This is a genomic window from Aeromicrobium sp. CTD01-1L150 (assembly GCF_041951745.1).
GTDB lineage: Bacteria > Actinomycetota > Actinomycetes > Propionibacteriales > Nocardioidaceae > Aeromicrobium.
Window position 1 is genome coordinate 2,609,048 of record NZ_CP169555.1, and the last position, 21,869, is coordinate 2,630,916.

23 protein-coding genes are annotated in these 21,869 nt (G+C 71.7%); 14 read left to right on the forward strand and 9 right to left on the reverse strand.

Annotated features, from left to right (window positions below):
- Window positions 1-4 precede the first annotated feature (4 nt).
- The 7 genes from ACEVFP_RS12875 to ACEVFP_RS12905 all read left to right on the forward strand — a co-directional run bounded on the left by ACEVFP_RS12875 (window position 5) and on the right by ACEVFP_RS12905 (window position 6,994).
- Complete coding sequence (locus ACEVFP_RS12875) at window positions 5-1,012, forward strand: FecCD family ABC transporter permease (RefSeq protein ID WP_374999866.1); 1,008 nt, start codon at window positions 5-7, stop codon at window positions 1,010-1,012.
- Entirely contained in the window at window positions 1,009-2,079 is a 1,071-nt protein-coding gene (locus ACEVFP_RS12880; protein ID WP_374999867.1) for a FecCD family ABC transporter permease, read from the forward strand. Before ACEVFP_RS12875 ends, ACEVFP_RS12880 begins: the two co-directional genes overlap by 4 nt.
- Window positions 2,072-2,878, forward strand: a complete 807-nt coding sequence (locus ACEVFP_RS12885) for an ABC transporter ATP-binding protein (RefSeq protein WP_374999868.1) — start codon at window positions 2,072-2,074, stop codon at window positions 2,876-2,878. The genes ACEVFP_RS12880 and ACEVFP_RS12885 overlap by 8 nt, the downstream gene beginning before the upstream one ends.
- Window positions 2,871-4,565, forward strand: a complete 1,695-nt coding sequence (locus tag ACEVFP_RS12890) for an ABC transporter transmembrane domain-containing protein (RefSeq protein ID WP_374999869.1) — start codon at window positions 2,871-2,873, stop codon at window positions 4,563-4,565. The genes ACEVFP_RS12885 and ACEVFP_RS12890 overlap by 8 nt, the downstream gene beginning before the upstream one ends.
- The gene (locus tag ACEVFP_RS12895; protein WP_374999870.1) at window positions 4,562-6,349 is read left to right on the forward strand and encodes an ABC transporter ATP-binding protein; all 1,788 of its coding nucleotides are present in this window, start codon (window positions 4,562-4,564) and stop codon (window positions 6,347-6,349) included. Before ACEVFP_RS12890 ends, ACEVFP_RS12895 begins: the two co-directional genes overlap by 4 nt.
- A 47-nt stretch (window positions 6,350-6,396) precedes the next feature.
- Entirely contained in the window at window positions 6,397-6,798 is a 402-nt protein-coding gene (locus ACEVFP_RS12900) for a thioesterase family protein (RefSeq protein ID WP_374999871.1), read from the forward strand.
- 121 nt (window positions 6,799-6,919) lie between these two features.
- Complete coding sequence (locus ACEVFP_RS12905; protein ID WP_375003828.1) at window positions 6,920-6,994, forward strand: 50S ribosomal protein bL37; 75 nt, start codon at window positions 6,920-6,922, stop codon at window positions 6,992-6,994.
- 68 nt (window positions 6,995-7,062) lie between these two features.
- Here the strand turns inward: ACEVFP_RS12905 and rsrA are convergent, their stop codons facing one another.
- The 3 genes from rsrA to ACEVFP_RS12920 all read right to left on the reverse strand — a co-directional run bounded on the left by rsrA (window position 7,063) and on the right by ACEVFP_RS12920 (window position 8,870).
- Window positions 7,063-7,332 carry a mycothiol system anti-sigma-R factor gene (gene rsrA / locus ACEVFP_RS12910; RefSeq protein WP_374999872.1) on the reverse strand — a complete coding sequence of 90 codons (270 nt, stop codon included), beginning with the start codon at window positions 7,330-7,332 and terminating at the stop codon, window positions 7,063-7,065.
- Window positions 7,329-8,006 (reverse strand): sigma-70 family RNA polymerase sigma factor, encoded by a 678-nt coding sequence (locus tag ACEVFP_RS12915; protein WP_374999873.1) that lies wholly within the window; start codon window positions 8,004-8,006, stop codon window positions 7,329-7,331. The genes rsrA and ACEVFP_RS12915 overlap by 4 nt, the downstream gene beginning before the upstream one ends.
- A gap of 141 nt (window positions 8,007-8,147) precedes the next feature.
- Window positions 8,148-8,870 (reverse strand): SOS response-associated peptidase, encoded by a 723-nt coding sequence (locus ACEVFP_RS12920; RefSeq protein WP_374999874.1) that lies wholly within the window; start codon window positions 8,868-8,870, stop codon window positions 8,148-8,150.
- Window positions 8,871-9,157: 287 nt separating this feature from the next.
- Between ACEVFP_RS12920 and ACEVFP_RS12925 the strand changes: the two genes are divergently transcribed.
- The 6 genes from ACEVFP_RS12925 to arfB all read left to right on the forward strand — a co-directional run bounded on the left by ACEVFP_RS12925 (window position 9,158) and on the right by arfB (window position 14,264).
- Window positions 9,158-9,643, forward strand: coding sequence for a DoxX family protein (locus ACEVFP_RS12925; protein ID WP_374999875.1), 486 nt, complete (start codon window positions 9,158-9,160; stop codon window positions 9,641-9,643).
- Window positions 9,644-9,785: 142 nt separating this feature from the next.
- Window positions 9,786-11,063 carry a 3-phosphoshikimate 1-carboxyvinyltransferase gene (aroA, locus tag ACEVFP_RS12930; protein ID WP_374999876.1) on the forward strand — a complete coding sequence of 426 codons (1,278 nt, stop codon included), beginning with the start codon at window positions 9,786-9,788 and terminating at the stop codon, window positions 11,061-11,063.
- 308 nt (window positions 11,064-11,371) lie between these two features.
- Window positions 11,372-12,349: a ribosome small subunit-dependent GTPase A gene (gene rsgA, locus ACEVFP_RS12935; protein WP_374999877.1), complete on the forward strand. Its 978-nt coding sequence runs from the start codon at window positions 11,372-11,374 to the stop codon at window positions 12,347-12,349.
- 41 nt (window positions 12,350-12,390) lie between these two features.
- Window positions 12,391-13,338, forward strand: coding sequence for a histidinol-phosphatase (gene hisN, locus ACEVFP_RS12940; protein WP_374999878.1), 948 nt, complete (start codon window positions 12,391-12,393; stop codon window positions 13,336-13,338).
- Window positions 13,339-13,389: 51 nt separating this feature from the next.
- Window positions 13,390-13,824 (forward strand): CBS domain-containing protein, encoded by a 435-nt coding sequence (locus tag ACEVFP_RS12945; protein WP_374999879.1) that lies wholly within the window; start codon window positions 13,390-13,392, stop codon window positions 13,822-13,824.
- Window positions 13,825-13,862: 38 nt separating this feature from the next.
- Window positions 13,863-14,264: an alternative ribosome rescue aminoacyl-tRNA hydrolase ArfB gene (gene arfB / locus ACEVFP_RS12950; RefSeq protein WP_374999880.1), complete on the forward strand. Its 402-nt coding sequence runs from the start codon at window positions 13,863-13,865 to the stop codon at window positions 14,262-14,264.
- A 14-nt stretch (window positions 14,265-14,278) separates the two neighbouring features.
- Here the strand turns inward: arfB and ACEVFP_RS12955 are convergent, their stop codons facing one another.
- Both ACEVFP_RS12955 and ACEVFP_RS12960 read right to left on the reverse strand, forming a co-directional pair.
- Entirely contained in the window at window positions 14,279-14,605 is a 327-nt protein-coding gene (locus ACEVFP_RS12955) for a hypothetical protein (protein ID WP_374999881.1), read from the reverse strand.
- Between the two features lie 89 nt (window positions 14,606-14,694).
- A complete protein-coding gene (locus ACEVFP_RS12960; RefSeq protein WP_374999882.1) occupies window positions 14,695-15,105 on the reverse strand; it encodes a cyclic nucleotide-binding domain-containing protein in 411 nt (136 codons plus the stop codon).
- A 343-nt stretch (window positions 15,106-15,448) separates the two neighbouring features.
- Between ACEVFP_RS12960 and ACEVFP_RS12965 the strand changes: the two genes are divergently transcribed.
- Window positions 15,449-17,074: an adenylate/guanylate cyclase domain-containing protein gene (locus ACEVFP_RS12965; RefSeq protein ID WP_374999883.1), complete on the forward strand. Its 1,626-nt coding sequence runs from the start codon at window positions 15,449-15,451 to the stop codon at window positions 17,072-17,074.
- A gap of 22 nt (window positions 17,075-17,096) precedes the next feature.
- Here ACEVFP_RS12965 and ACEVFP_RS12970 read toward each other — a convergent pair whose 3' ends face one another.
- From ACEVFP_RS12970 to ACEVFP_RS12985, 4 genes are all read right to left on the reverse strand, one after another.
- Complete coding sequence (locus tag ACEVFP_RS12970; RefSeq protein ID WP_374999884.1) at window positions 17,097-18,236, reverse strand: YihY/virulence factor BrkB family protein; 1,140 nt, start codon at window positions 18,234-18,236, stop codon at window positions 17,097-17,099.
- A gap of 36 nt (window positions 18,237-18,272) precedes the next feature.
- Window positions 18,273-19,442 (reverse strand): imidazolonepropionase, encoded by a 1,170-nt coding sequence (gene hutI / locus ACEVFP_RS12975; RefSeq protein WP_374999885.1) that lies wholly within the window; start codon window positions 19,440-19,442, stop codon window positions 18,273-18,275.
- A 76-nt stretch (window positions 19,443-19,518) separates the two neighbouring features.
- On the reverse strand, window positions 19,519-20,652 hold the full coding sequence (locus ACEVFP_RS12980) for a formimidoylglutamate deiminase (protein ID WP_374999886.1): 1,134 nt from the start codon (window positions 20,650-20,652) through the stop codon (window positions 19,519-19,521).
- The gene (locus tag ACEVFP_RS12985) at window positions 20,649-21,869 is read right to left on the reverse strand and encodes an allantoate amidohydrolase (protein WP_375003829.1); all 1,221 of its coding nucleotides are present in this window, start codon (window positions 21,867-21,869) and stop codon (window positions 20,649-20,651) included. The genes ACEVFP_RS12980 and ACEVFP_RS12985 overlap by 4 nt, the downstream gene beginning before the upstream one ends.

Sequence of the window (21,869 nt, forward strand, 5' to 3'; positions counted from 1 at the left end):
ACTGATGAGATCGACGAGGGGTCCGGCCCGCATGCTGACCGTGGGCGCGGCGCTCGCCGCCGTCACCGTGGTGGCCACCTGGCTCTCGCTCGCCGTGGGAAGCCGCCCCATCGGCCTGTCCGAGGTCCTCGGCGCCGTCCTGGGCACCGTCGACTCCGACAACGCCACCGTCGTCACCTCGCAGCGGGTCCCTCGCACGCTCCTCGGCGTGGGCGTCGGGGCCGCGCTCGGCGTCGCCGGCGCCCTCATGCAGGGACACACCCGCAACCCACTGGCCGATCCGGGGCTGTTCGGCGTCAACGCCGGGGCGTCGTTCGCAGTCGCCGCGCTGGCCTTCGGCATCGGCGTCAGCTCGCCGGCCGCCGTCGTCGCCGCCGCACTGCTCGGAGCGGGTCTGGCCTCCACCACGGTGTTCCTGCTGGGCATGGGGCAGCGTGGCGGCGGCCTGGTCATGGTGGCGATCCTCGGCACCACGATGGCCGCCCTCCTGAGCGCCCTGACCCTCGCGCTGGTGCTGCTGGACCGTCAGACCCTCGACGTCATGCGCTTCTGGCAGGTCGGCTCGCTCGTGGGCCGAGACTTCTCCCTCACCGGCCTGGTGATCCCACTGGGTCTCATCGGACTGGCGCTCGCACTGCTCAACGCCCGTTCCCTCGACGCGCTCAGCCTCGGCGAGGACGTCGCCCAGTCGCTCGGCCACGACGTGCGCCGCGCACGAGCCGTCGGCATCCTCGCAATCACGCTGCTGGCCGGCACCTCCACGGCCATGTGCGGTCCCATCGTGTTCGTCGGACTCGTCGCCCCGCACGCCGCCCGTGTCCTGACCGGGCACGACTACCGATGGCTCGTCCCGTTCTCCGCACTGGTGGGGGCGGCCATCCTGCTGCTCGCCGACACCGTAGGACGCGTCGCCGCCCCGCCCGGCGAGCTGCAGGCCGGCCTCGTGGTGGCCGCGTTCGGCGCGCCCGTGCTGCTCGCGATCTGCCGCCGACGACGGCTGGTGGCGCTGTGAGTGAGCGCTCCGTGGACACCGTCGCCCGGCCGGGCGTGCAGGTCGGTCCCGTCGGCGTGCCCGTGCGGCGTCGCGCAGTCGTGGCGACCATCGCCACCGGTGTCCTGCTCGCGACGACGGCCGTGCACCTGCTCTCCTCCGGCACCGTGGACGTCCCCGTCCACCGGGTGCTCGCCACGCTCGTCGGGCAGGGCGACCGGATCGAGAACCTCGTCGTCCTGGACGGTCGTCTCGCACGGGTCGTCTCGGCCGTCGTCGTCGGCTTCCTGCTCGGCCTGGCCGGTGCGCTGACCCAGTCCATCACCCGCAACCCGATCGCCAGCCCCGACATCCTCGGTGTCACCACCGGTGCTGGCGCGGTCGCAGTCCTCGTGGTGACGCAGCCGTGGCTGGCCGCGGGACTCGGGGCGCCGATGTCGACCGTCCTCCCGGCGGCGGCCGTGCTCGGAGCCCTCCTGACGACGTCGATCATCCTCGCCCTGGCCTGGCGCGGAGGGTTCGACGGACTCCGGCTCATCCTCGTGGGCCTGGGAGTCAATGCGCTCGCCTCGGCCGTCACCGCCTGGCTCCTGGTGCGGGCGGACATCCACTCCGCGACCGTCGCCACCCGGTGGCTCGCCGGCTCGGTCGACGGCATCGCCTTGTCCCAGAGCCTGACCATCGTGCCTGTCGTCGGGCTGGCCGTCGTCGTCGGACTGCGCCTCGGCCCCGCCCTGGGTGCCCTGCGTCTTGGCCGGGACGTCGCCGCCGCACTGGGTCTCTCCCCCGGCCGGGCCGAGCTGGCCGCCCTGGGCCTGGCGGTCGTCGCCACCGGCGCGGCCACCGCGATCGCCGGGCCGGTCGCCTTCGTGGCCTTCGTGGCACCCCAGGCGGCGCTGCGCATGTTCGGCACCGCCGGCCCGACGCCACTGGCCGCCGGACTCGTGGGAGCGCTGCTCGTGCTGGTCGCCGACCTCGTGGCACAACGGATGCCGGTCGAGCTGCCGGTCGGCGTCGTCACCGCTGTCGTCGGTGCCCCCTTCCTGCTCTACCTGCTGACCCGTCACGTGAGAAGGACCAGTGTCTGAGATTCTCGAGTCATCCGTGGCCGACCTGCGCGCCGAGGGCCTGCGCGCCGGGTACGGCGAGCGCACCGTGCTGCACGACGTCGACCTCTCGATCACCCCGGGGCGCGTCACGACGATCGTCGGACCGAACGGGTGCGGGAAGTCCACGCTGCTGCGAACCCTGTCCCGGCTGCTGGCCCCGACCGCGGGATCGGTCGTCCTCGCCGGTCGACCCCTGGCCGACGTGCGGCGCCGTGAGCTCGCCCGGACCCTCGCCGTCCTGCCGCAGAACCCTGTGGCCCCCGAAGGGCTCACGGTGGCCGACCTCGTGGCTCGCGGACGCCAGCCGCACCAGCCCTGGTACCGCCAGTGGTCGCGCGAGGACGAACAGATCACCCTCCAGGCCATGGCCGACACCGGTGTCGCCGATCTCGCCGACCGGCCCCTGGACGAACTGTCCGGCGGGCAGCGGCAGCGTGCCTGGATCGCCATGGTCCTGGCGCAGCAGACGCAGCTGATCCTGCTCGATGAGCCCACCACGCACCTCGACCTCGCGCACGCCGTGGAGGTCCTCGACCTCGTGGTCCGCCTGTGTCGCGACACCGGCCGGACGATCGTCACGGTGCTGCACGACCTCAACCTGGCGGCCAGGTTCAGCGACCACCTCGTCGTCATGGACGATGGGCGGGTGAGGATCGAGGGGGCACCGGGCAGCGTGCTGGACCCGGAGCTGCTGCGGGACGTCTTCGGGCTGCGGGCGAGGGTCCACCCGGACCCCGTCGACCACGCCCCGACGATCACCCCGGTGGCCCATGCCTGAGCACCATCGCGCCACCGGCGGAGCCATCATCCGTCGGGCCATCGTGAGGCACCGGCGTCGCCTGCTCATCGGGTATCCGCTGATCATCCTGTGGCAGCTGGCCGAGACGCTCGTCCCGGTGGTCATCGGACTGGTGATCGACCAGGCCGTCGACGGCGGCAGCGTGGGCGACCTCGCCTGGACGCTCGCCGTGATGGTGGCGCTCTTCGCCGTCCTGTCCAACGGGTACCGCTACGGCAGCCGGTTCGTCGTGCGGAGCATGGAGACCGAGGGACACCTGCTGCGACTGGAGATCTCGCGTCACGTCCTGCACCCACGGGGCGTGCGGTCCGACCGGCTCACCGGCGAGACGCTGTCGCTCGCCACGTCCGACGCCCGGCTCGTCCCCCTCGTCATGCGCCAGCTCGGCTTCGCGCTGGCCTCTCTCACCAGCATCGTGGTGGTGGCGGTGTACGTGCTGCAGGTCGACGTCACCCTGGGGCTGCTGATCCTGCTCGGCGTGCCCGGCACGGTGGCCGTCATCCAGCTGCTGGCTCCCCTCGTGGCGGCCCGGGCCCGCCGCCAGCAGGAACGCACCGCGACCGCCGCAGGTCTCGCCGGCGACCTGTTGCAGGGCCTGCGCCCCCTCAAGGGGATCGGCGGCGAGGACGTCGCCCTGCGGCGCTACCGCGCGGCGAGCCAGGACGCCAGCCGGGCGACCATCTCCGTCGCCCGGTCGTGGGGCTACCTCTCCGGACTGACCGCAGCGCTCAGCGGCCTGCTGCTCGCCGCGGTCGCCCTGGTGGCCGGACGGGAGGCCCTCGCCGGCAACATCAGCCTCGGCGAGCTCGTCGCCCTGGTGGGTCTGACCCAGTTCCTGGCCGAGCCCATCCGAGCCTTGGGTGACTTCTCCGCCCAGTTCGCCGCGAGCCGCGCCTCGGCCGGTCGCATCGCCGCCTTCCTGAGGTCACCCCGGATCCTGCGCCCCGGCCGCCAGGAACCCGCCACCGAGCGTCCCCACCTTCACCTGTCAGGCGCGGTCAGGCATCCGCTGAGTGGACTCGACCTGGAGGTCACCCCGGGCGAGATCGTGGCCGTCACGATCGACGACCCTGCGGCCTCCGACACCCTGATCGGGGTGCTCTCCGGAGAGCAGGAGCTCGAGTCCGGACACGCCCGCCTGGGGGACGTGGACCTCGCCGAGCTGACCATCGAGTCACGACGTCGGCACCTGCTGGTCGTCTCCCACCACACGGAGGTGTTCGAGGGGACGCTGCGCACCACCGTGGACCCGCTCGAGCGTCACGACGACTCTGCCCTCGCCCCCGTGCTCGCGGCCTCCGCCGCCGATGAGGTGGTCGGCCTGCACCCCGACGGACTCCAACGGTCCGTCCGTGCCGGCGGAGCGAGCCTGTCCGGCGGACAGCGTCAGCGCCTCGCCCTCGCCCGGGCACTCGCCACCGACGCGCCGGTGCTCGTCCTGCAGGATCCGACCAGTGCTGTCGACGCCGTCACCGAGCAGACCATCGCCGAGGGCCTGCGCACCGTCCGGAGCTCCGAGCACGCCACCGTGGTCATCACGTCCAGTCCGGCGTGGTTGCAGCGCGCAGACCGCGTCGTCGTGGTGCGCGAGGGTCGCGTGGTCGCCAGCGGCACGCACACCGAGCTCATGGCCGGCGACGACTACCGGGAGGCGGTGGCACGATGAGCCCGGCCCCCGAGGGCACCGTTGCCGGCCCGGACGCAGCGGTGCACCAGCTGCTGCCCGTCGCCGACGCACGCGCCACCACCGCGCTGGCCTGGCGGCTCGTGCGTGCCCGCGTCCTGAGCCTGGTCCTCACCGTGATCTCCTTCCTCGCAGCCGGGTTCGCGGGGATCGTGCCGGTCCTGATGATCGGCCGGATCGTCGACACGGTCCGCGACGGCGGCACCACCGCGGAGGTCACCACGTCCGTCGTCGTCATGGTCGCCGCCGGACTCGCCGCAGGCCTGTTCACCACGGCCTCGGCCGCCGCCCTGGCGCAGTCCGTCGCGCCGGCCCTCGCCGAGCTGCGCGAGGACGTCCTCGACCGTGCCCTGCACCTGGACAGCGAGCGGATCGAGGCCGCGGGAGCCGGCGACGTCCTGGGCCGCGTCAGCGACGACGTACGCCGGCTCACCGAGGCGCTGGACGAGGCCATCCCGATGCTTCTGGGCGCCGTCGCCGCCATCGCCTTCACGGTGGGCGGTCTGTTCTCCCTGGACTGGCGGCTCGGCCTCGCCGGTGTGGGCGCCGCACCGTTCTACGTGCTCGCGCTGCGCTGGTACCTGCCGCGCTCGGCGCCGTTCTACCGTGCCGAGCGCACCGCCGAGGGCGAGCGGGCCGATGCTCTCGTCACCGGCGTGCGTGGGGCCGGCACGTTGCGGGCCTTCGGTGCGCAGGACGTTGCCCTCGAGCGCATCGAGACTCGCTCGAGAGAGGCGTTGGACGTGACCTATGGCGTGTTCCGGCTCTTCACCCGGTTCGGCTCCCGGATGAACTGGTCGGAGTGCGTCGGGCTCCTCCTCGTCCTCGCCACCGGCTACGTCCTGGTCCGTCACGACATCGCCAGCGTCGGCGACGCGACCGCCGCGGCCCTGTTCTTCCACCGGCTGTTCAACCCCATCGGTGCCGTGCTGTTCGTCTTCGACAGCGTGCAGGCCAGCGGAGCCGCCCTCGCGCGGCTCGCCGGCGTGGCCCTGCTGCCCACCCCCGGGGACGAGGACTCGAACCCCGGGACTGCGGCGACCCTGGAGCTGCGGGGCGTGCATCACGAGTACGAGGCCGGGCTCGAGGTGCTGGCTCCGCTGGACCTGAGCGTGCCCCGGGGGGAGCGGCTGGCCGTGGTGGGCGCGACGGGCGCCGGCAAGACGACTCTCGGAGGGATCGCCGCCGGCGTGCTCACCCCCACCGGCGGGACCGTCCACCTCGGCGACCTGGACGTGCTGGCCGTGCCCGAACCTGTCGTGCGACGGCACGTCGCACTCGTCTCTCAGGAAGTTCACGTCTTCGCCGGGACGGTACGCGACAACCTCGTGCTCGCCGACACCGACGCCACCGATGACGTCCTCTGGCAGGCCCTGCGGGCCACCGACGCCGAGGCATGGGTCCGTGCCCTGCCCGATGCGCTAGAGACCCGCATCGGCGACCTCGGCCATCCCCTCACGCCCGCACAGGCACAGCAGCTGGCGCTGGCCAGGGTGCTCGTGCTGGACCCGGCCATGGTGGTCCTCGACGAGGCCACGGCCGAGGCCGGCTCATCCGGTGCACGCGAGCTGGAGCGCGCTGCCCTCGCTGTCACGCGGGGCCGCACATCGATCGTCATCGCGCACCGTCTCACCCAGGCCCGCGCGGCCGACCGGGTCCTGGTGATGGACGAGGGCCGCGTCGTGCAGGCCGGCACCCACGACCAGCTCGTCACCACCGACGGCCCCTATGCACGGCTGTGGGAGGCCTGGAACAACGGTCAGTGATCCACCTCGGCCGTGGGGCGCAGGCCCGTGAGAGTCTGGTTCGATGAGTGAGTACCAGCGAGTGGACCGACGTCATGAGTGAGATCCTGACCGCCAGCGTCCGCCACATCGTGGGCGAGGCGGACACCGCTGCCGCACTCGGCAGCGGCGACCTCGACGTCCTCGGCACTCCTCGCCTGCTTGCCTGGTGCGAGCAGGCCACCTGCGCGGCGCTCGACCTGCCCGCGGAGCGCACCAGCGTCGGCACCCGTGTGGAGGTGGAGCACGTGGCCGCCTCCCCCGTGGGTGCCACGATCACCACCCGCGCCGAGCTGGTGAACAGCGACGGCCGCCTGCTGAGCTTTCGCGTGGTGGCCGTCGACGATCACGACACGGTGGTCGGCACGGGCGAGATCCGGCGCGTGGTCGTGGACCGGGAGAGATTTCTGGGACGGCTGAGCGTGCGCTGACAAGGGTGGCGCCAGCGCGGTGCCTGCGGCCCGGCGGTCAGACGACCTCCCTGTCAGCGCACGCGCCTTGCGCTGTGGGAGACTGGGACGCCGCGCCGACCGTCAGACTCGAGGAGGAACCATGAGCAAGAGAGGCCGCAAGCGCCGCGCACGCCGCAACAAGAACGCGAACCACGGCAAGCGCCCCAACGCGTGAGATGAGCAAGAGCCCCCGCCTGCGGCGGGGGCTCTTGCACGTCTGCCGACTGCTCCGTGGGTCGTCGATCAGCCTTGGCGACGCTCGCTGACCTGAACCTGCACGGTGCGGATGGTGTACAGCACCTTCTCGCGCAACGGCTCCGGTGCCACCTCGGCGCACGAGCGCGAGACGAGGGTCTTGACGACGCGTTCGAGGTCGTAGGCACTCAGGCAGTGCGAGCAGTCGTCGATGTGAGCCTGGATCTCCTCACAGCTGGCGGAGTCGATCTCGCGGTCCAGGAAGAGGTACAGGCTCTCCAGGGCCTGCTCGCAGTCGGGGCCGTCGCAGTCGCTCATGACGTCTCACCGGCCCCGCTGACGGCCATGCCGCGATCACGCGCGTAGTCCGACAGCATGTCGCGCAGCTGGCGCCGCCCACGGTGCAGCCTCGACATGACCGTGCCGATGGGCGTGTCCATGATCTCGGCGATCTCCTTGTACGGGAATCCCTCGACGTCGGCGAGGTAGACCGCGTACCGGAAGTCCTCCGGCAAGGCCTGCAGCGCGTCCTTGACGTCACTGTCGGGCAGGTGCTCCAGCGCCTCCACCTCCGCGGACTTCAGCCCGCTGGAGGAGTGCGCTGCCGCGGCGGCGATCTGCCAGTCCTCGACCTCGTCGGTGACCTGCTGTGGCTGGCGCTGCTTCTTGCGGTAGGAGTTGATGTAGGTGTTGGTGAGGATGCGGTACAGCCAGGCCTTGAGGTTGGTACCCGGCTTGAACTGGTGGAACGCGGTGAAGGCCTTGGCGTAGGTCTCCTGGACGAGGTCCTCGGCGTCCTGCGGGCTGCGGGTCATGCGCAGACCGGCGGAGTAGAGCTGGTCCAGGAACGGCAGGGCATCGGCCTCGAAGCGGGCCTGCCGCTGTTCGGGGGTCTCGGTGGCAAGATCAACGACGTCGTCCTCGACCGGTGGGCCGTCCACGACGCCGACGTCTGGGGTGTCTCCGGGTGCGGAGTCAGGTGTGTCGGTCATCGTGGCCCAGCCTACCGCCGAAGACTGAGAATCGCGGGGCGTCGATCCTGTGATGGACCGTTCTGCGGTGACGAGCATGCACTACCTCCTGTTTCAGTCACAACGAGGTGCCGCAGGTGGTTATTCCGCCGTCGTGCTTGGTCACTCGCTCAGCGGGATCGGCTCGATCAGCTCGGGTCCGTTGTTGGCGACGTTGCCCACCGCCCGACCCACCGGGTAGGCCTCCAGCGGTCCCGGCGTGGCGGGGGTGACCATCTCCCACAGCTCTGCGCCATCGCGGGGGGCCGGCTCCAGCCAGGCGTCGAACGCCTCGGGGTGCACGAGCAGCGGAGCACGGTCGTGCAACCGGCCCTCGGCGTCCTCGGCGCTCGTGGTGAGGATCGTGAACGTCACGAGCCACTCGTCGTCGGCGCTGGCGCGCCAGAACTCGTACAGCCCGGCGAGCATGAGGACCGAGCGGTCGACGGCGGTGATGAAGAACGGCTGCTTGGGTTGCTTGGGCGCATGGTCAGGCCCTGCGTACCACTCGTAGAACCCGTCCGCCGGGACCAGGCCGCGTCGCCGGGCGAAGGCCTTGCGGAAGGCTGGCTTGTCGGCCACGGTCTCGGAGCGGGCGTTGATCATCTTGCTGCCGATGGAGCGGTCCTTGGCCCAGCTGGGCACCAGGCCCCACGTGGCCCCGAGGAGCTCGCGCTGCACCGCCGACGGTGCGTCCGGGCTCGAGCGGCCGATCACCAGAGGAGCGACGTCCGTCGGAGCGACGTTGTAGTCGGCCTCGAGCCGGGCGGTGGAGTCGGCGAGGCGGAGGTTGAAGTCGGCCTCGAGGTCGGCCGGAGTCCTCGTGCTGGCGTAGCGACCGCACATGCACCCACCTTCGCACACCGGCGGGGGTGCCGGGCCGTGGGCGGCAAACAACACCGGGGGGTGCCGGGCCGTGGGCGGCGCCCGACCCACGATCACCACCACCGGCCAACCAGCCTGACCCAGAACCCGACCAGGCCCCCGGCGGGGGTGCCGGGCCGTGGGCGGCAAACAACACCGGCGGGGGTGCCGGGCCGTGGGCGGCAAACAACACCGGCGGGGGTGCCGGGCCGTGGGCGGCAGAAGGATTCCGCGTTGTGTGACCCGCGTGGGCTTGCTTTGATGAGGGTATGACTCTTCTGCGCACCGTGGCCCGTCCGATGCTCGCGTCGATGTTCGTCTACGGAGGTGTCAACTCCCTGCGCAACGCCAAGGCCATGGCCCCCAAGGCCGAGCCGGTGGCCAGCGCGCTGGGCTCTGCCGTGCCGCAGGCCAAGACGTCGCCGGCCAACCTGGTGCGCATCAACGGCGCCATCCACGTCGTCGCCGGCGCCGCGCTCGCCACGGGGCACCTGCCGCGCCTGAGCTCCTTCGTCCTGGCCGGGACGCTGGTGCCCACCACGGCCGTCGGGCACCAGTTCTGGAACGAGTCGGACCCGCAGTCGCGTCAGAACCAGGCCATCCACTTCACCAAGAACCTCTCGCTCATCGGCGGGCTCCTGATGGCGACGCTCGATCCTGATCCGCACAAGAAGTTCATCGGCCGGCGCGCCAAGGACCGCGTGGTGGACGCCAAGGAGGCCGTCGGCGACCGTATCGACGACCTGCGCGGATAGCTGGATGATGACGTGGGATCGTGATCACTACCGGTTTCCATCATCGTGCCCTCAGCCCTGGACTCAGGATGATGACTCTCGGTAGCCACCGCTACCCAAAGTCATCATCCTGAGTCCAGCCGGGCCGGATAGACTGCGCGCGATGGAGACCCCGCTGCCGTGGCTCGCGCCGTACCGCGACGCGCCCCTTGATGCCCGCGTGCTGGTGCCCAGCTCCAAGTCGCTGACCAACCGCGCCCTCGTGCTCGCCGCGATCGCCGAGGGGCCCTCGACGGTGGGGCGGCCACTCGGCTCCCGCGACACGACGCTCATGGCCGACGCGCTGGTCACCCTCGGCGCCGACGTGGAGCGCACCCCGGCGGCCTGGACCGTCACACCCGGCCGACGCACCGGCACCGCGCCGACGACCATCGACTGCGGGCTGGCCGGTACGGTCATGCGCTTCCTTCCGCCTGTCGCAGCTCTCGGCCCCGGACCGGTCACGTTCGACGGCGACGAGGGAGCTCGCGCACGGCCCATGGGCACCACCATCAGCTCGCTGCGCGCCCTCGGCGTCGAGATCGACGACGCCGACCGCTCGGCGCTGCCGTTCACCGTGCACGGCACCGGAGGTGTCGCCGGCGGCATCCTGGAGGTCGATGCCTCAGCATCCAGCCAGTTCGTCTCCGCGCTGCTGCTCGCCGCGCCGGCCTTCGACCACGGCCTTGACCTGCGGCACGTCGGGGCCCCCCTGCCCTCACTCCCCCACGTCGAGATGACCGTGGCAGAGCTGCGTCGCCGCGGCGTCGACGTGGACGACTCACAACCGGACCGCTGGCGCGTCGCCCCCGGCGCCGTGGCCGCCCTCGACGTCGAGATCGAGCCCGACCTCTCCAACGCCGGCGTGTTCATCGGAGCCGCCCTCGCCACGGGCGGGCGCGTCGCCGTGCGGCGCTGGCCACACGAGACCCAGCAGGCCGGCGACGCTTGGCACCGCATCGTGCGGGCCTTCGGCGGGACGTCCGAGCGCGACGGCGACGACATGGTGTTCGCGGCAGGCAACACCCTGTCCGGCGTCGACCTCGACCTGCACGACGTCGGCGAGCTCACGCCCGTGGTCGCGGCCGTCGCGGCCCTGGCCGACGGGCCCTCCCACCTGCGCGGCGTGGCTCACCTGCGCGGCCACGAGACCGACCGCCTCGCGGCCCTGGCCACCGAGATCAACCGGCTCGGTGGCCACGTCACCGAGACCGACGACGGCCTGCGCATCTCGCCACAGCCCCTGCACGGCGCGATCTTCCGGACCTACCACGACCACCGCATGGCGCACGCCGCCGTGGTCCTGGCGTTGCGGGTCCCCGAGCTGTTCGTGGAGAACGTCCGCACCACGGTCAAGACCTACCCGAACTTCGCCCCGGTCTGGGAGCGGCTGGTCGCATGAGTGAGCGCTCCCCCAAGCACGCCGCTGCGCACAGGGGGCTGCCTCCCGCGAGCGCCAGCACGTGGGGGCGGGGGCGGTACGCCGGCGAGCGAATCGAGCAGGTCTCCCCCGGCCACGTTCCTACACCTGCTTCGTCGAGGACGTGGTCGCATGAGTGAGCGCCAGCGAGCGAACCAAGAACATCTCACGCGATCACGTTCCTACGCTTGTTCTCTGAGGACGTGATCGCATGAGTGAGCGCCAGCGAGCGAACCAAGAACATCTCACGCGATCACGTTCCTACGCTTGTTCTCTGAGGACGTGATCGCATGAGGCAGCGCGACGAGCACGCGCAGTACGAGCGCCCGGGGCGGCGCACCCGGCCGCGCACCAAGGACCGTCCCCGCTACGACGACGCCCTGCCCGGCCGTGTCCTCACGATCGACCGCGGCCGCTACACCCTCTCGGTCGAGTCTCGCACCGTGACGGCCATGAAGGCCCGCGCCATCGGCCGCACCGGAGTGGTGGTGGGCGACGACGTGCGCGTCGTCGGTGACGTCAGCGGCGAGGAGGGCACCTTGGCACGGATCGTGGACGTCGCGCAGCGGCGGACGGTCCTGCGCCGCACGGCCGATGATGACGATCCCGTCGAGCGCATCATCGTCGCCAACGCCGACCAGCTCGTGGTGGTGGCCGCCCTGGCCGATCCACCGCCGCGCCCCGGGCTCATCGACCGGTGCCTCGTGGCCGCCTTCGACGCAGGCATGGACCCGCTCGTCGTGCTCACCAAGGCCGACCTCGCATCGCCCCGCGAGATGCTCGACCTCCTCGAGCCGCTCGACGTCCGCACCATCGTCACCGAGCAAGGAGCCGAGCTCGCGCCCGTGCGCGAAGCCCTGCACGAACGCACCAGCGTGTTCATCGGGCACAGCGGCGTGGGCAAGTCCACCCTCGTCAACGCGCTCGTGCCCGACGCCGAGCGCAGCACCAGCCACGTCAACGAGGTCACCGGCCGCGGCCGCCACACCTCCACCTCGGCCATGGCGCTGGAGCTCGCCGAGGGTGGCTGGATCATCGACACCCCGGGCTTTCGGTCCTTCGGGCTCGCGCACGTCGAGCCGGACGACGTCGTGCGCGCCTTCCCCGACCTGCAGGAGCTGAGCCTGCAGTGCTCGCGCGGGTGCACGCACGCGGCCACCGAGCCCGAGTGCGCCTGGGACGCAGCCGTGGCCGACGGGCGACTGGACGCCGCCCGTGTCACGTCCGTGCGCCGCATCCTGCAGGCCAAGGACAACACGGCCTGGTGAGGCTCCCGCACGACCGCTGAGGCGTCGCTACCCTGTGCCACATGGTCCATTCCTGGAACGACGACGTCCGACTCGCCCACGTCCTGGCCGACACCGCGGACAACCTGTCGATGGACCGGTTCGGGGCGATCGACCTGGAGGTCTCCACCAAGCCCGACATGACCTACGTGACCGAGTCCGACGAGGCCGTCGAGGAAGCGATTCGCCGCCACCTGCGCACCGCCCGCACCCGCGACGACATCCTCGGCGAGGAGCACGGCGCCGCGGACGGGACGTCCAGCGGACACGAACGCCGCTGGATCATCGACCCCATCGACGGCACCTCCAACTTCGTGCGCGGGGTTCCCGTGTGGGCGACGCTCATCGCGTTGCAGGAGGAAGGGGAGATCGTCGCGGGCTGTGTCTCGGCACCGGCTCTCGGGCGTCGCTGGTGGGCCTCCAAGGGCGCTGGGGCGTTCACCGGCAAGTCGATCATGCATGCGCGGGAGATCCGCTGCTCGCAGGTCAGCGACCTCTCCGATGCCTCGTTCTCCTACAGCTCGGCATCCAGCTGGGAGGAGATCGGCCAGGGGTCGGCCTTCGCCGCGCTCACCCGACGCTGCTGGCGAACCCGGGGCTACGGTGACTTCTGGTCCTACACCCTGCTCGCCGAGGGCGCTGTCGACATCGCGGCGGAGCCTGAGCTGAAGGTCTGGGACATGGCCGCCCTCGACATCATCGTGCGCGAGGCCGGCGGGCGGTTCACCAGCCTCTCCGGCGAGCCGGGACCGTGGGGTGACAACGCGCTGGCCACCAACGGCCGCCTCCACGAGGCCGCGATCGCCTACCTCGGGCACTTCCCCGACGAGGATCCGGTGCCCGGCTGGGGCGAGGAGCCGGAGCTCGATCCCACGCCGGAGCCGTCAGGCCCCGAGCACCGCAGCAACGTGCGCTCCTTCGACTTCGGTCGACGTCCGGCGTCCGAGAAGGGACCCGAGGAACGCTCGTAGTTCGATGTGACCTGGCCTACACTGCACGGACCCGACCCTGCAGGAGGAGCCATGCGCGTCAGCGACGTCCTGTCGTCCAAGGGAAGTGCCGAGGTCCACACGATCAGCCCACGGGCCACGGTCCGCGAGCTGCTGGACGTGCTCGCCGAGCACAACATCGGTGCGCTCGTGGTCAGCGACGACGGCACCACGATGCTCGGGATCGTCTCCGAGCGCGACATCGTCCGCAAGCTGCGCGACGTCGAGCGGGCCCGTGAGGCCACGGTCGAGAGCATCATGACCACTGACGTGCAGCGCTGCCGGCCCGAGGATCCGTTCGGCTCGCTGATGGCCACCATGACCGAGCACCGCGTCCGCCACGTGCCGGTGATCGACGACGACGACCGGCTCGTGGGCGTCCTCAGCATCGGCGATGCGGTCAAGCACCGCATGGAGCAGCTGGAGTTCGAGCGCGACCAGCTCAGCAGCTATGTCTCGGGAGGCTGAGGGCGCGGCGACCACGACCTCATCGCTATCGTCGGGGGATGTCCCGCTTCCACCTGCCCGACGACGAGCTGACCTGGCGGTTCAGTCGTTCCTCGGGCCCTGGCGGGCAGCACGTCAACACCAGCGACACGCGGGTCGAGCTGAGCTGGAACCTGTCCGCGACGTCGGCGCTCACCGATGAGGAGAGGCAGCGGGTGGCTACGGCCCTCCGGTCGCGTCTGCGCGACGGCGTCCTGACGGTCGCCTCGTCCGCCTATCGCTCGCAGCACCGCAACCGGGAGTCCGCCCGGGTCCGGCTGGAGGAGCTCGTCGCCGCGGCGCTCGTCCCTGCGCGTCCGCGCCGTGCCACCCGTGCCAGCCGAGCGTCCCGCAAGCGGCGTCGGGAACGGGAGCAGCGGCGTTCCGCGCTCAAGCGCGAACGCCACACTGACTGGTCCTGACCGACTGGTCCCGATCAGCTGGCGGGTTCGGCCGGCTTGGTGGGCGCTCCGATGTCGGAGGGGCCTTCACCGGAGCCCTCGCCGGTGCCGTTGGAGCCCTCTGCGGACTTCGTTCCCTCGACGTCGCCCACCTGGGCGATGCCCTCCTCGGAGTCCTCCTCGTCGCCACCGTGGTGCTGCACGCCCTCCGGACCGTCGTCGGTGGGGTGACCCGGGACGTCCGGCGCATGGGGGCCGCTGGTCTCCTGGGGCACGTCAGGTCCGGGGGGATCGTTCGGCACGCCCGGGTCGTCGGCATTGACCTCCTGGCCGGGGCCGGCGGGCTCGCGCTGCTGGCTCATCGTGGTCCTCCGTCCTGGGGCACGGTGCCCCGCACCCATCGTGCGACGCCGGTGGTGAGGCAGCGACCTGGGATCTCGGCAGACGCTGTCTAGTCGTTGGTGTGGCTCTGCGCGGCATCCTTGAACAGATCGGAGAAGGCCGGGACGTCGCGAACCAGGTCACTGATCGCTTCGGCCGTGAAGTGGATGGCCACGATGGGCGTGGCCGCCACGACGGAGGCGCTGCGCAGCTGGTGGTTCAGCAGACCGATCTCACCGAGCACGCCACCGGGGCCGACCTCGGCGATCTTCTCACCACCCTTGCGGATGTCGACGGTGCCCTCGAGCAGGATGTAGGCCTTGTCGGAGGGCGTGGTCTCGAAGATGATCGACCAGCCCTCGGGCACCCGCACGTCCTGACCGGCGCGCGCGAGCGTCGTCGCGTCCCTCTCACCGAGACCGGTGAGCTCGACGAGACGCCTGACGAGCTCCTTGTCGACCTTGTCGGACTTGAATGCCATGGGATGGTCCTCTCTGGGTCCCGAGACGCCGGTGGTTTCACCGCTCGGGCGTGATCTTCCCACGTGAGTGCTGGGGTGTCCACGACAACCGGTCCACGTCAGGCATCCGTCCGAGATGCGCTCACCCGCCGCTCGACCATCGCCAATCCCGCTCCGCCCGCGGACCGGCGACTACGATCGGCACGACCTCACAGAAACGAGCAACCATGAGCGAGCGCCAGCTGGGGGGACCTCCCTGGGGGCACCTCCCCGAGGCCGAGCGCAGTGCCGGGCCGAGATGCGTGAACCACGGATGCCTCATGCGGGCACGCTCCTGCTCCCGCCCTGCCGAGGACGTGATCACATGACCCACGGACGGATGCGCGGTGCGCGTCTGCTGGGGTCGCCGACCCAGTCCACGCGGAGCCTGCGGGTGCGCATCCAGCTGCTGCTGACCGTCCTGCTCGTCATCACCAACGTCATCGGGGCCGGGATCGTCCTGATCCTGAGACTGTGGGTGCTGCCCGGCGGGCGGCCGAACGAGGCCTACGCACTCAGCCTCGCGATCGCCACGCCCGTCTACGTCGGGGTCGCGGTGGTCGTCGGGGCGACGGTCGGGACGGTCGCCTGCCTGCGTCCTCTGCGCTGGGCCCTGCAGGACCGTCAGCCCACGGAGGAGGAACGTCGCACCGCGCTTACGCTGTCGGGACGGCTCACCCTGATCCAGGTGGTGCTCTGGAGTGCGGCCGTCGTCCTGTTCTCGGTGCTCTCGGCCGTCCTGCAGCCCGCGACCACCCTGAGCGCCGGTCTCTCGGTCGTCATCGCCGGCACCGTCGTGTGCACGATCGCCTACCTGATCAGCGAGTACGCGTTCCGGCCGATCGCCGCGCGCGCCCTCACCGACGGGCCGCTGGAGAACGTCGACGGCACCGGGCTGTTGCGGCGCATGGTGGTCTTCTGGTCACTGGGCACGGCCGTCCCGATCCTCGGGATCGTCGCGACGTGCGTCGCAGCGGTCACGTGGCAGCCGATGAGCCTGGGGCGTGTCGTGCTGGTGGTGCTGTCCCTGACCGGCGTCATCCTGGTCTTCGGCCTGCTCGTGACCGTCCTCGACGGCCGCGCGGTCGCCGGCCCGGTCGCCTCGCTGCGTGACGGCGTGGACCGCGTGCGCCACGGCGACTACGACGTCGAGGTGCCCGTGGACGACAGCACCGAGCTGGGCAGGCTGCAGGCCGGCTTCAACCAGATGGCGGCGGGACTGCGCGAGCGCGAACGCATCCGTGACCTGTTCGGCCGGCACGTCGGCCACGACGTCGCCCAGGTCGCCACGGCGCAGAGGTCGACGGACGACCGTCCAACGGGCCGGGGGCCGGCGGACGACAGCGAGCTCGGCGGCACCGCCGCCACCGTCTCCACCCTCATGGTCGACCTCGTCGGCTCCACCACCTACGCGGCGCGGCGGGACCCGACGGAGGTCGTGGAGGTCCTCAACCGCTTCTTCGCGGTCATCGTCGAGGAGGTCACCGCCCAGGACGGGCTCGTCAACAAGTTCATGGGCGATGCCGTGCTCGCCATCTTCGGCGCACCCCGCTCCCTCGACGACCACGCCGGGTCGAGCCTGCGCGCCGCGCGGGCGATCGCCAGGCGCCTCACCGAGGAGGTGCCGGAGATCCGGGCGGGCATCGGCGTCTCCACCGGTGACGTCGTGGCCGGCAACGTCGGGCACGAGTCACGGTTCGAGTACACGGTCATCGGCGACGCGGTCAACGCCGCGGCGCGGCTCACCGACCTCGCCAAGGGTGTGCCCGGCGGCGTGCTCGTGACGTGGCGGACGGTCGAGGAGGCTCTGGGGGACGAGTGGCGCGAGTGGCAGCAGGAGGGCGAGCCCACGTTGCGCGGACGCGAGGAACCCACGGTGGTCGGTCGACTGTCCGACCCACCGACGGGACCCCCCTCCGGCGCCGGAACGGGTGTTCGCACCACCCCATGATGCCGACCTGGATCCGGCGTGGTCAGACTTCTTCGTGCTGCTCACGCACGGCGCGTGCCGCCGCGACGCGCTCGCGCTCCTTCTCGGCCTTCTTCTCGATTCCCGAGGTGTCGCGGGGCGGCAGCAGGATGTCCTCCTCGGCCCTCAACCCGGCCTGCAGCTCGCGACTCCGCTCGATCTCCGCGTCGAGCTCGGCCCCCAGCAGCAGGGCGATGTTGGTGATCCACAGCCAGAGCAGGAACACGATGACGCCGGCCAACGACCCGTAGGTCGCGCTGTAGTTGCCCGCCATCGAGACGTAGAGCCCGAACAGGCCCGACGCGACGATCCACACGATGACCGCGAAGGCCGCGCCGATGCTGATCCACCGGAACTTCGGCTGCTGCACGTTCGGGGTGGCGTGGTACAAGATGGCGACGATCGCCACGACGATGAGCAACATGACCGGCCACTTGGCGATCCCCCACACCTGGACGGCCTCGTCACCGACGCCCACGACGTCACCCACCGCTCGGGCCACCGGGCCGGTCAGGACGAGCGAGAGTGCGGTGAGGGCGCACAGCACGACGACGACGAAGGTCACCAGCAGCATGGCCGGACGCAGCTTCCAGACCGGCCGCCCCTCCTCGACACCGTAGATCCGGTTCATGGCGCGACCGAAGGCGCCGACGTAGCCCGAGGCCGACCACAGGGCGCCCAGCAGGCCCACGAACAGTCCCAGGCCGGCTGCTGTGCTCTGTGCCATGGACTCCACGACCGGACGGATCGTGTCCAGGGAGTCCTCGGGGACGAACTCGCCGAAGACGTCCAGGACGGCGTTCACGGTGCTGGCGCCCTGCCCGAAGACACCCAGCAGCGAGACGAGGGCGATGAGGGCGGGAAAGAGCGCGAGGACCGAGTAGTAGGTGAGCGCGGCGGCGAGGTCGGTCCCCTGGTCCTTGGAGAACTTGGCGACGGCACCGGAGAAGGCGAGCTTGTAGGACGACCCGTTCAGCTGGGTCGGGCCCTTCGGCTCCTCGTCCTCGCGCGGCACGTCGTCGAGCACGGGCTCGGTCGGGCGCTGGGCCTGGCGCCGGCGCTGCCACAGCGCCAGGTAGCCGGCCGAGACGGCAGCCACGACCCAGGCGATGACGGTTGGGACCGGGTCACGACGCGGCGTCATGGCACTCCCCTCGATGAGACGACACGCTGCACTGTGTCAAACCCTGCCGGTGGGCGCACCTTCAGGACGCGGCGAGTCGGTGAGCACCCGCTCGACGAGCGGGACGCCGGGTCGGTAGGCCAGGTGCACCAGCGACGGCGCACGCAGCACCACCAGGTCCGCCTGCGCCCCGACCCGCAGGTGCCCGACGTCGTCTCGGCGCAGGGACCGCGCGCCGCCGGCCGTCGCCGCCCAGAGTGCCTCGCGGGGGCTCATCCCCATCTCCCGGACCGCCATCGCGATGCAGAACGCCATCGACGACGTGTAGGAGCTGCCGGGATTGCAGTCACTGGCCAGTGCCACCGTCACCCCGGCATCCAGCAGACGCCGGGCGTCCGGGTAGGGCTGGCGGGTGGAGAACTCCACGCCCGGCAGCAGGCCCGCCACCACGTCGGTGCGGGCGAGTGCGTCCACGTCCTCGTCGGTCAGGAACGTGCAGTGGTCCGCGGCGGCCGCCCCCAGCTCGCAGGCGAGCTGCACACCCGGTCCGTGGCCCAGCTGGTTGGCGTGGATGCGTGGGACGAGCCCGGCGGCGACGCCTGCGGTCAGGACGCGTCTGGCCTCGTCGGCACCGAAGGCCCCGTCCTCGCAGAACACGTCGACCCATCGGGAGTGCGGGGCGCAGGCCTCCAGCATGGCACCGGTGGCGAGGTCGACGTAGGCGTGCACGTCGGTGCCGTCGGGGACCACGTGCGCCCCGAGGTAGGTGGTCTCCTGCGTGAACCGGCGCGCGACCGCGAGCGAGCGGGCCTCGTCCTCGACCGTGAGCCCGTAGCCGCTCTTGATCTCCACGGTGGTGGTCCCCTGCGCCCTCATCTCCCGCAGGTGCCGGTCCACGCCCTCGGCCAGCTGCTCGTCCGTGGCCGTCCGTGTGGCCGCGACCGTGGTGCGGATTCCCCCGGCGGTGTACGGCTGCCCCGTCATCCGTGCCTCGAACTCCGTCGACCGGTCCCCGGCGAAGACCAGGTGGGTGTGTGAGTCGACGAAGCCGGGCACGACGGCCGCTCCGGCCACGTCGAGTGAGTCGTCGGCGGCCGGCGCATCAGTACGCGGACCGCTCCACGCCACCCGGCCGTCCTCCACGACGAGGGCGGCGTCGTGCCGGACGGGGCGTTCCTCGTCCCACGTCACCAGCTCGCCGATGTTCGTGAGCAGTTGCGACGTCATGCGGCAACGTCCTCAGAAGAGCACAGAATAGGACGTGACCGCATGACCTCTTGCTGGTTCACTCGCTCGCGCTCGCTCATGTGCGCCTCCAGCAGTCATTGACCACGGTCTCGAGCTCGGCCGCCACCTCGTCGGGGTCGAGCCCGGTCGGCGGCAGGACGTCGGCTGCACCGGCCGCCCACAGGAGCTCCTCGGCACCGGCCGTGCGGACCGTGCCCCGCACACGCACCGGCTCCCCCGGGCCCAGCCCGAGCGAGGCGTGCCCGGTCGCGGTGGCCGCCTCCCACAGCTGGTCGGCCGTCCATGCGCCTCGCACCCCTGTGGTCAGGCGCTCGTGCATCTCCACCGCCCGGGCCTCGGCGAACAGGTCGATGACGGTGTGGCTGTCCGAGCCCAGGGTCAGCCGGGCGCCGGCGTCGCGCAGCGCCACGCTCGGTCCTACGCCGTCGCCGAGCTCGGCCTCCGTCGTCGGGCAGAAGCACACGTGGGCCCCGGAGCCGCCAAGGATCGCGACGTCCTCGTACGTCAGGTGCGTGGCGTGCACCGCTGTCGTCCGAGGGCTCCAGACGCCGGCCTCGGCCAGCAGGGCCACGGGCGTGAGACCGGTCGCGGCCAGGCACTCGGTGTTCTCGCGCGGCTGCTCGGAGACGTGCACGTGCAGCGGCGCGTCGGGCAGCGCGGCCACCACGTCGGGCACCTGCTCGGCCGGCACGGCGCGCACCGAGTGCACGGCCGACCCCACCACGACGTCGTCACGACCCGCGTGCCGCGCTGCCAGGTCCGTCGCCCGTGCCACCCACGCGTCCACGTCACCGTCGCTGAAGCGCACCTGGACGCCCTCGGGCTCACGGCCGAACCCGGCGGTCAGGTAGCACGTGTCCAGCAGGCAGATCCGCAGCCCGACGTCGCTGGCGGCAGCAATGACGGCCTCCCCCAGCTCGTTGGGGTCTGCGTACCCCGCGCCGTCCGCCTGGTGGTGCAGGTAGTGGAACTCCCCGACGCTGGTGATCCCCGCGAGCCGCATCTCCGCATAGGTGGCGCGAGCCAGGCGATGCAGCAGGTCGGGGTCGATCACCGATGTCAGCGCGTACATCTGCTCCCGCCACTGCCAGAACGAGCCGGCGCCCCTCACCCGGCCGCGCAGGGCCCGGTGGACCACGTGGCTGTGGCAGTTCGCGAGGCCGGGGACCTCGGACCCGACGGGACTCACGTCGGCCCACCGGCCAGGTCGCGGACGACGTCGGTGAGCGCGGCGACGCCGGCGGTGCAGTCGGCGGCGTCGGCGTGCTCGGCCGGAGAGTGCGAGACGCCAGTGGGGTTGCGCACGAACAGCATCGCGGTCGGCACGTGGGGGGCGAGGACACCGGCGTCGTGGCCCGCGGCGGTGGGCAGCACCGGGGCATCGAGCAGACCCGCCAACCGCTCACGCAGCGGACCGTCGAAGGTCACCGCCGGGCTCTGAGACTCGGTGGTGAGCACCACCTCGGTGCCGTCCTCGGCACCGGTCCGGCGCGCGTCCGTCACGAGCGAGTCGACGAGCCGTTGGAGCGTCGGCTCGTCGGCGGCACGGGCGTCCAGCCACGCCCGCACCCGCGAAGGGATCGCGTTGGTCGCCCCGGGCTCGACCGACAGCCGACCGAACGTGGCACGGGCACCGTGCTCGGTGGCCAGGCGGCGTGCCGCCAGGACCGCCGCAGCGTACGTCGTCATCGGATCGCGACGATCGGCCATCTCGGTGGCTCCGGCATGGTCGGCGGCGCCGCAGAAGTCGAGCCGCCAGCGGCCGTGCGGCCAGATCGCCGTGGCGACCCCCACCGCGTCCCCGGAGTGGACGAGCGAACGTCCCTGCTCCACGTGCAGCTCCACGAACGTCGAGACGGTGCGTGTGAGGTCGGTGGGACCGACGGCTCCCGGGTCGCGACCGCGCGCGGTCATCACCTCGGCAAGGGTCTGCCCGTCGACGTCACGCAGCCCGAGCGCGCGGTCGGCATCCAACGCCCCGGTGGCGAGCTGCGACCCGGCGCACGCGATGCCGAACCGGGCGCCCTCCTCATCGGCGAAGCACGCCACCACGACCGGCCGCGCGGGTGCGAAGCCCTCGGCGCGCAGCCGGTCGATCGCCGCGAAGGAGGACACCACGCCGAGCGGGCCGTCGAACGCTCCCCCGTCGGGCACCGAGTCGAGGTGGGAGCCGATCAGCACGGCGTCGTCGCCGCTGCCTCCCGGCCCAGGGGTCCAGCGGGCGAACAGGTTGCCGTTGCCGTCCTCGTCGGTCTGCAGCCCACGCGCCTGCGCCGCGCCCACGAACCACTCGCGCAGCTGCATGTCGGCGTCGTCCCAGGCATGCCTGCGGTACCCGCCGGAGCGCGGGTCCCGGCCGATGTCGGCCAGCTCTCCCAGCAGCGTCTGCGCGGCCCCGGTCGCCAT